We start from the raw sequence: 8,320 nt of genomic DNA on the forward strand, positions 1-8,320 counted from the left end.
ATATACTACTGTAAGCACAACTTATTTTTATATTGTATGGAGATATCATTCTTAATATAAAAAAATAGATTCTTATCGTTAAAGTTAATGGGTAGTACTCAATATAAATAATTTCAAAATAAATATTTATTCTATTACAATTGTTCGAAATCTCAGCTCAATTCGTACATCATTTAATATTTTAATATAGTTATTACAATTTCATTTGAGTTATGGTATATTAAAATTCGCATTCATAAAATCTTACATAACAAGGAGAATTTAAGTGGATAATTTATTATTAAAGAACGATTTATCATCAGAACAATTGGCACTTGTAAACTCAGAATTCGAAAAAAATAAAAAATCAAAAGGGCTTGCTTACTTAATTTGGTTTTTCCTAGGAGGGCTTGGAGGTCATCGCTATTATGCACGTGATTTCGGTATGGCTATCGCAATGACTTTAACACTTGGTGGGCTTGGCATTTGGGCTTTAATCGATGTATTCTTTATTGGACGTCGTATTGGTAAGAAAAATGAAGAGTTAGAACGTGATATTATTTTAAAAGTAAAAACTATGACTTCATCTACTCGCTTATCTTAATAAAAAAAACCTCCAATTGGAGGTTTTTTTTATTAATAACTAATTGCTATTGTACCTTCACCTGCATGTACAGCAAATGAAATTGGCAATGGATAAAGCTTGAAATCCATTTCAGGGAATGCTTGTTTAATATCTGAAATCCATTCTTCAGCTCCATCTTTATCGTTAGCATAGAACATATGAAGTACTTTTGGTAATTCTTTTTCAAGCTCATTTTTAATGTATTCTCTACATTTTTGGATTTTACGCACTTTCTTTTCAAGTAAAAGTTCTCCGCCTTTTACTTCTAAGATTAAGTTGACACTTAATAAACTTCCAAGTAAAAATTGAACTCCCTTTACTCGACCACTTGCATATAAACCTTTTAAGCTTTTTGGAAATACATAAAAAGGCCTTCTTTTTTCATCTACTAATGTTTTATGTATATCTTGTAAAGTCATACCATCATTGTATAACGTTTTAGCTTTTCTCAAAAGTTCATCCATTGGATAACTTGTCGTTTCACTATCTAATACAGTTAAAGGGAAACCTGCCATATCAGCAGCTAACTTCATATTTTGATAGGTCCCACTTACTTTTCCGCTAATAGCAACTGCAAAGCCTTCTTCATATTCTTCTTTGCATTTAGTAAATAATTCTACCATTTCCCCTATGTTAGGTTGCGAAGTAGTAACTGTTCTTCCGTCATTTAACGCTTCATAAAGACGTTTATGAACTCCTTCTTCACAATCCTTATAAGACACTCCATCAATAATAACTTCAATTGGGATAACAAAGTTATCACCATCTGTTGTAAAACTCGCAGTTGTACTATCAGTAAACCAAGCAACACGCTTCATGTTGTTCCTCCCTTATTCTGTTCCTCTTTTCTGACTTTTCTATATATTCATCTTACGAAAAGAGGATATCCCCTGTAATAGTAACAGGACTTTATTATTTTGGCTATAGTAGATGTATAATAAATGTGAATGTTTTTTGTCTATTTGTCATAAAAAAAGAAAACCACAAATTTTTCCGGTCTTCTTTTAATATTACATTACTTAAATGTTTCGTTATCTAAAATAACAACATAATCATTCGTCATTCGCCCCGCTTCTTTCGTATAATTGACAAGCCGCTGGATGTTATCACAGCAAATTTTTGCTCCCCATACGAGTAACGGTACACCAATAAAATCAATATGAAATCTTCTAGAAAACAAACCGCCTAAAGTCATTGGCAATGGAACTGTTGGTGATGTATTAGAAAAAATAATCTTATCCTGGTTTTGATAATGTTTTTGTAGAATCTCGCCTAAATGCTTCATCGCAGGTACAACGACCTTTGATGCCCCGCATCCAATTGTATATACGGGATTCCCATATTCATCTTGTCCATGAAAAATAATTTTCCCCATATCTTCTGTTTTCAATTTATTAAAATACTCCACATTTAAAATTTCTTCTTTTGTTAACTTCCGATCCGTTGGTAATTTATTTAAATGATAAGCTGCAGCTAGCGAGGTTGTATGTGTTCCACCGAAATCTGTATAGATAAAAATCATAATATCATCCCTTATTGTAAAAAGTTCAATGTTAATTAGTATCACCATTCAAAAGATTGTTAAACAAGGGATGAATTGATTTATACTTTTTGTGTTAATTCATTATATTTTTTCCAAATATAATATCGTCTACTAATTACTGTACCTAATGTGATACAGAGGAACGCATTCGTTACAACCATCAATGTGGAGTGCGTACTGCCAGAAAACATACTTTGCTTAATCACGATTTTTGCACCTAAAATAACAAGGAGAATAATTGTACTTAACCAATTTCCTTTTCGTAATACATGACCTGTTTCACTATCTAACCGAAATGTTAAAGCTTTCCCCCTAATAATTCCAAGGGCCACTCCAATTCCAAGCATTGCAACGAAAAGAAGTCCTTGCAATAAAGTTACTTGCTCCATGTGAACAATGGACTGAATTGTTACATAGCACAATAAAGCTGGAACGAGCCAAATACGATTGATTTTCACTTTACGTTCTTTACCTTGCATTAAAACGATAATAAGAATAACAACGATAATATCCAATTAAATCCCCCCTATTTACACGTTTCCCTTTAAAAATTATATTCTCCTTTCTTTATTCCATACTTGAAATACAATAGCTACTTTTAATTGTAAAATATGGAATGTAATCTTCCATCAGTCTTAAGCATTATTTATAAAAGTAAAAAGACGTATTTTTTACTCGTACGTCTTTTAGTACCTTTATTCAAAACAAGTACATCCATGAACTCGTTTAAACTTTTAGTTATCAATAGATTCTACACCTTTAGAATTAGCTTTATCTAATACTTGAATGTTAAATTTAGCAGCTAGTTTTAAAGTAGTTTTATAAATAGAAAATCCAAGAATAGAGCCTAGAACGTTACAGATTACATCATCAATATCGGTAATGCGTCCCCATCCACTAAATAACGACTCAATTAATTGTAATAATTCAATGCAAACTGCTAACACATCCTTCAGATCAATATTAAAACTACATATCATTATTCTTATATGTATATCAATATGAATTACAACTTAAATATCCAACTGAAACATTTACGTGCGTATAATTTGATTTTTATCTGTATAGAATTACAGTCCATTTAAGAAAACCTTCATTTTGTAAATAAAATGAAGGTTTTCAATTTATCACTTACCTCATTAACTAAAATACTTTTCAAAGCAGATGCAATCATGAACCCGTTTAAATTGTTTTCTTATCTCTTCTTTATTTTCACCTGTATAATGAGAAAATGTTTGAACCGGATATAACTGTTTCATATTACTTTCTATCACATCTTTTATTTCATTCGTTTGATCAGAATATACATGTAAATACGAATCTACGTTTACAAAATTATTATTTTCATACCAGCGTTGAACCCATAAATCGTCCCTAGTCCATGCTTCCAATCGATTTAATTTAAGTTCTTCAGCTAACTTTTCTGCCTCATTTAATAGTTGATTACCAATTTTCATTCTACGGAAATCCGGATGAACTGCAATATGCCAAATCATGCCGCCAAGACCAGTTCCTCTTGAACAAACAGTACGTTCTTCTAATTCGTATTCAATATCTATTAACCCCACTATTTGATTTTCGTATACAGCTACTAATTCAATAGCAGGATTTTCATATTTTTCTTTTTCTCTAAATACGTTATCAAAATATGCTGTATCTAAAAAAGATAATGCACGACAACGTACCCAGCCTGTTTCATCTTCTTTTTTATATGCCCGAATTTTTATATCCATGTAATCAAAAAGCTCCTTCTATTTCTGCCATTAATTTTTCAGGACCTGATCCTTTATTTGAAACAATAACCAATGTAATTCCTAGGTCTGGATATACAGCTGAACGAAAACTGACGCCTGGGTCATAGCCCATTCTATAATATTTAAAAATATCGTTTTGTTTTTCCTCAATCCATATTCCATAATCGTAAGACTGAGTATTCACCAAAATGTGAGGGGTAAAAAGTAACTTCGTATACTATTGGTTTAATTTCACAATTATCTCAACCACATCCTTTGTATTGATCATGCGACCCTCATATTCCAATAATGTTCCTCCACCTAATTATTTTTCAATATATAGATGGAAGAACCCTCTTATTACGTGCTATTAACTGTAAAAGAAAGAACAATTATTTCGAATCTATTGATTCAGTTGAATATACCTTGGACCTTGAAGGTAATAAGGTAAACGCACACAATATAATAGTAATAAGTAGCATTACAACTACTCCTACAATGACTACAGTCTGAATAGAAATGAATTGAGTTGCAACGCCGAACAGTATCGTTATAAAAATGGTTATTGTCGCAATAACAAGCCCATAAATACTTCCGATCCGTCCCATCAAATCAACAGGAACATTATTTTGATAAAATGTGTAATACCCCGTATACGCATATGCCATAGAGAAAGATAAAATAAAGAATCCGATAGCAGCTATTATAAATCCGTTTGAAAAGGCATAAATCAAATAACCGATAGCGATGAATAATGATCCTATTCCAATTAGAAGTGAGGGTGCTAATTTTTTTGATAAAATTGTATTTGTAATGGCTCCTAAAATATAACCGGCTCCAGCAATACTAACTAAAAAGCCATACTCACTATCTGTTAACAATAAAACTTCTTTCGCAAATGATAGTTCAAGAGAATCATTCGCGGTAGCTAATACAATCATTCCCTGAAATAAGAAGTACACACATACGACATACAAAGACTTTCTACTAAAATTTAAAACTATGTTCCAATCTTTTTTTAGTACGGCTAGAGATAATTTATCACTTGATGTATGCGAATCATATTTTTTATCCAGATTAGGTAAAAGTAATGTGATTAACCCTGATAAAAGAAACGCTAAAGCATTCAAATATATTGCAAACTCTGGTGTACTCGCTATTAACAATATGCCCGCTACCGCCGGTCCAATTAAAGATGCACCAGATCCTATTAAACTACGTAGTGAGTTGAAACGTTGTCTTTGCTCTACTGGAATTAATTTCGTCATATATGTCATAGCAGTTGGTTCATAAATTGCACTGGCCGTGCTTATAAAAAATACTAAGAGATAGACAATCCAAAGGGATGGAACCAAGGGTAAAATGGCGATAAATACTGCTCGGTATATATCGAGGTGAATCATTAACTTTCGTTTATTTAAACGATCTATCATACTTCCTGACCAAGCGTTTGTAAATAAGGTCGCAAATGGTTTAATTACATATAAAGTAGCAACCGCTAAAGCTGAGCCGCCCATATTATAGACAAGTACATTAAGTGCTATTAAGTAAATCCATGCACCTAAATTTGCAATACCAACTCCGGACAGTAGTAATAAAGGATATTTCCAATCTTCAAGTATTTTTTTCACTTTAGGCACCCGCTCTCTAAATTGTTTTAAAACAATAAAAAAATCCCACCCCCCAAGACTTTTTAGTCTTAGGGACGAGATTTATCATCGCGGTGCCACCCTAGTTTGTTAATATGTCACCATATTAACCTTGTCAGGTACTGCATGTATTAATTGCTTATACCTTAGCTCTATAACGGGAGCTACCGTCACACCATCCCCTCATAAAAGGTTCCGATGTGCTGCTCAGAGGCTTGGTTCAATAAAGAATCTTTACTCCTTTTCAGCTAAATGGAGCTCTCTGCGAAAAATTCATTTTATTTACTCTTCTCTTCACTGCATTTGATTTTCCCTCATATTATCACATGTTTATTTAACTGTAAATAACGAATAATCAGATATTTAAAGTCGTGCTATCAATAGTCTTATTTATTATTTTTTCTAAAAATTACGGTGCGTGAAATTACTTGAAACTCTAAAAAAGGCCTATTGTATATAGACCCTTCAAAGTGTCCGAATTAATTCGTATTTGCCTCTGCTAACGGTTGTAGTGGCGGTTCTAATTCTAATTCTAAAGTATCACCTTCTTGTAAATCTTGTCCTTTTTCAATACTTTGATTTGTTACATAGCCCGTACCTGAAGTTTTTAAATCTAATTTCAATAGTTTAGAGAAATACATAACATCACGCATTGACCAACCTTTTAAATTTGGCATTTTTGCGTTAGTCCCCAATAGAAATATACGATCGCCTTCACTCATTACCTCGCCAGACTGCGGATATTGTTTTATTAGCTTTCCTTCTCCTAATATTACTGGCTGAAGTTTCTCTTTTTCTGCACTTTTTTCTACTGTAACCATCGATTGATTTTCATAATTTTGTACCTTTAATTGGGATTGTTTCGTTGCATCTGTCATTTGTTTTTCTGTATATGGTTTCACTTTTAAATATTCTAGACTGTTTTTCATAACTGGTTTAAAAATTTCAGCAAGAGGCTGAGCACCGTATTCATTCCCTTTTAATTTAGGTTGCTTAATGGCTAAATATACGACTAATTCTGGATCATCAATTGGAGCCATTCCTAAGAATGAAAAAATATAATTATCTTTCCCTTCCATATATCGTCCATTTTCAGGATTCGGAATTTGCGCTGTTCCTGTTTTACCACCAATCGGATAACCATCAATTTTATACATCGTTCCCGTTCCTTTTGATGAAGTAATAACTCGCTCCATTAAGCTCCTTACCTTATCTGCAGTTTCTTTTTTAATCGGATTCCCTATTTCTTTAGGTTGATTTTCCATAATAACTTGTTTATTTGTTGGATTTACAACCTTATCAACAATATAAGGTTGCATCATTTTTCCGTCATTTGCAATTGCTGTGGCCGCTTGTACGATTTGAATAGGAGTTATAGTTGAGCCTTGGCCGAAAGAAGTAGTAACTTGTTGAATTTGAGTATTTAACAATAATGTATTTTTACTTTCTCCAGGTAAATCTATCCCTGTTTTTTGATTGAAACCAAATTTATTCATATATTGCTTGAATTTATTTGGTTTCAGTAACTGGTCTTCTAAAATAGAAAAAGCAACATTCGATGACCGTTCAAACCCTTCATCAAATGTAATAGAACCCCATCCGTATCCGCCATTGTGGTCTTTAATTTCTGCTGAACCGACTGCGTATTTTCCTGATTGGAAATATTCTTTCCCGTTATATACACCTTCATTAATTGCAGCAGCTAATGTAAAAACTTTCATTGTAGACCCTGGTTCGAATGCATTCGCAATTGGATCGTTTAAAAAATATTCAATGTCTCCTTTGTTAGGATTATAACTAGGCTTACTAGACATTGCTAAAATCTTACCTGTTTTTGGATCCGCAATAATTCCTACTAACATAGAAGGATCATAGTGTTGCTCCGCTTTATTCATCGCGTCTTCTAAAAAACTATTAATTTGTTTATCAAGCGTAAGATATACGTTATTTCCATTTTTAGCAGGTTCTACTTTTCCTATATCATTTGTAAGTGGGATACCTTTTCGTGAACCTACATATTCTACATTTCCGTTTGTAGAGCGTAAATATTTATCCAAACTTTCTTCAAGCCCAAACTTTCCCTTCGCATTACCTTTATCGTCTGGTCTTGCAAAACCAAGTATATACGAAGCGAAATCTTCATTTGGGTATACTCTGGCTTTTTCTGTTCTAAACGATACACCTGGTATTTTCAAATTATTAATTTCTTCCTTCGCTTCTCTAGATAGGTTACGTCCAATTTTACCAATTTCAACTTGCGTACGTCCTTCATGAAAATTTTTCGTGATCTCCTCTTTATCAACTTCAAGCGCATCTGCTAAACGTTGTGCAGTATCTTCTTTATCTTTTAATTTATCTTTTCCTTTTAAGTTTACAACGATGCGATATGTCGTTGAGTCTTGGACTAATACTTTACCGTTTTGATCATAAATTGTCCCGCGATTTGCTTCAAGAACTCCATTTTTGTTTTGTTGTTCATTCGCAAGATCTTTTACATTAACATTATGCACGACTCCTACTGCTTGAATATAAAATATACGTAAAAGCATAGTAAGAAACAAAACAATAAAAGCAACCATCATATATCGAGCGCCTTTATTCGTTTGAAATTTATGCATACTTATCTCCTTTCTTTTCCAATGTATTAATGCAAAGATGCGCTACTAAATATGTTCTTTATTATATTAGATACTATATTTTTCGAAGTTTTTTTACTAATTCCTCTATAACTATAAGAAAACTAGCTATGTTCCTATTTGTTTTTTATTCATTTATATTTTTAAAATAAAAA

General features: G+C 32.4%; 7 protein-coding genes, 2 pseudogenes and 1 other annotated feature. Of the genes and pseudogenes, 1 reads left to right on the forward strand and 8 read right to left on the reverse strand.

What is annotated here, in order from left to right; all coding sequences use genetic code 11:
* Positions 1 to 265: 265 nt before the first annotated feature.
* On the forward strand, positions 266 to 583 hold the full coding sequence (locus ACFWDE_RS28910) for a TM2 domain-containing protein (RefSeq protein WP_377896197.1): 318 nt from the start codon (positions 266 to 268) through the stop codon (positions 581 to 583).
* Positions 584 to 615: 32 nt separating this feature from the next.
* Here the strand turns inward: ACFWDE_RS28910 and ACFWDE_RS28915 are convergent, their stop codons facing one another.
* The 8 genes and pseudogenes from ACFWDE_RS28915 to ACFWDE_RS28950 all read right to left on the reverse strand — a co-directional run bounded on the left by ACFWDE_RS28915 (position 616) and on the right by ACFWDE_RS28950 (position 8,147).
* The gene (locus ACFWDE_RS28915; protein WP_002127627.1) at positions 616 to 1,422 is read right to left on the reverse strand and encodes a DegV family protein; all 807 of its coding nucleotides are present in this window, start codon (positions 1,420 to 1,422) and stop codon (positions 616 to 618) included.
* Between the two features lie 197 nt (positions 1,423 to 1,619).
* The gene (locus ACFWDE_RS28920) at positions 1,620 to 2,126 is read right to left on the reverse strand and encodes a DUF3189 family protein (protein ID WP_377896198.1); all 507 of its coding nucleotides are present in this window, start codon (positions 2,124 to 2,126) and stop codon (positions 1,620 to 1,622) included.
* A gap of 80 nt (positions 2,127 to 2,206) precedes the next feature.
* A complete protein-coding gene (locus ACFWDE_RS28925) occupies positions 2,207 to 2,662 on the reverse strand; it encodes a CcdC protein domain-containing protein (RefSeq protein ID WP_264540902.1) in 456 nt (151 codons plus the stop codon).
* Between the two features lie 219 nt (positions 2,663 to 2,881).
* A pseudogene (locus ACFWDE_RS28930) lies at positions 2,882 to 3,091 on the reverse strand (VanZ family protein); the annotation flags it as partial.
* Positions 3,092 to 3,286: 195 nt separating this feature from the next.
* A complete protein-coding gene (locus ACFWDE_RS28935) occupies positions 3,287 to 3,880 on the reverse strand; it encodes a GNAT family N-acetyltransferase (protein ID WP_377896200.1) in 594 nt (197 codons plus the stop codon).
* Positions 3,881 to 3,884: 4 nt separating this feature from the next.
* Positions 3,885 to 4,118 (reverse strand): annotated as a pseudogene (locus ACFWDE_RS28940) (penicillin-binding protein); the annotation flags it as partial.
* 154 nt (positions 4,119 to 4,272) lie between these two features.
* Entirely contained in the window at positions 4,273 to 5,511 is a 1,239-nt protein-coding gene (locus ACFWDE_RS28945) for an MFS transporter (protein WP_377896201.1), read from the reverse strand.
* Between the two features lie 67 nt (positions 5,512 to 5,578).
* Positions 5,579 to 5,836: a binding site (T-box leader), on the reverse strand.
* 172 nt (positions 5,837 to 6,008) lie between these two features.
* Positions 6,009 to 8,147: a penicillin-binding protein gene (locus tag ACFWDE_RS28950; RefSeq protein WP_377896202.1), complete on the reverse strand. Its 2,139-nt coding sequence runs from the start codon at positions 8,145 to 8,147 to the stop codon at positions 6,009 to 6,011.
* Positions 8,148 to 8,320 lie beyond the last annotated feature (173 nt).

It is taken from the genome of Bacillus sp. NPDC060175, from assembly GCF_042728695.1.
Classification (GTDB): domain Bacteria; phylum Bacillota; class Bacilli; order Bacillales; family Bacillaceae_G; genus Bacillus_A.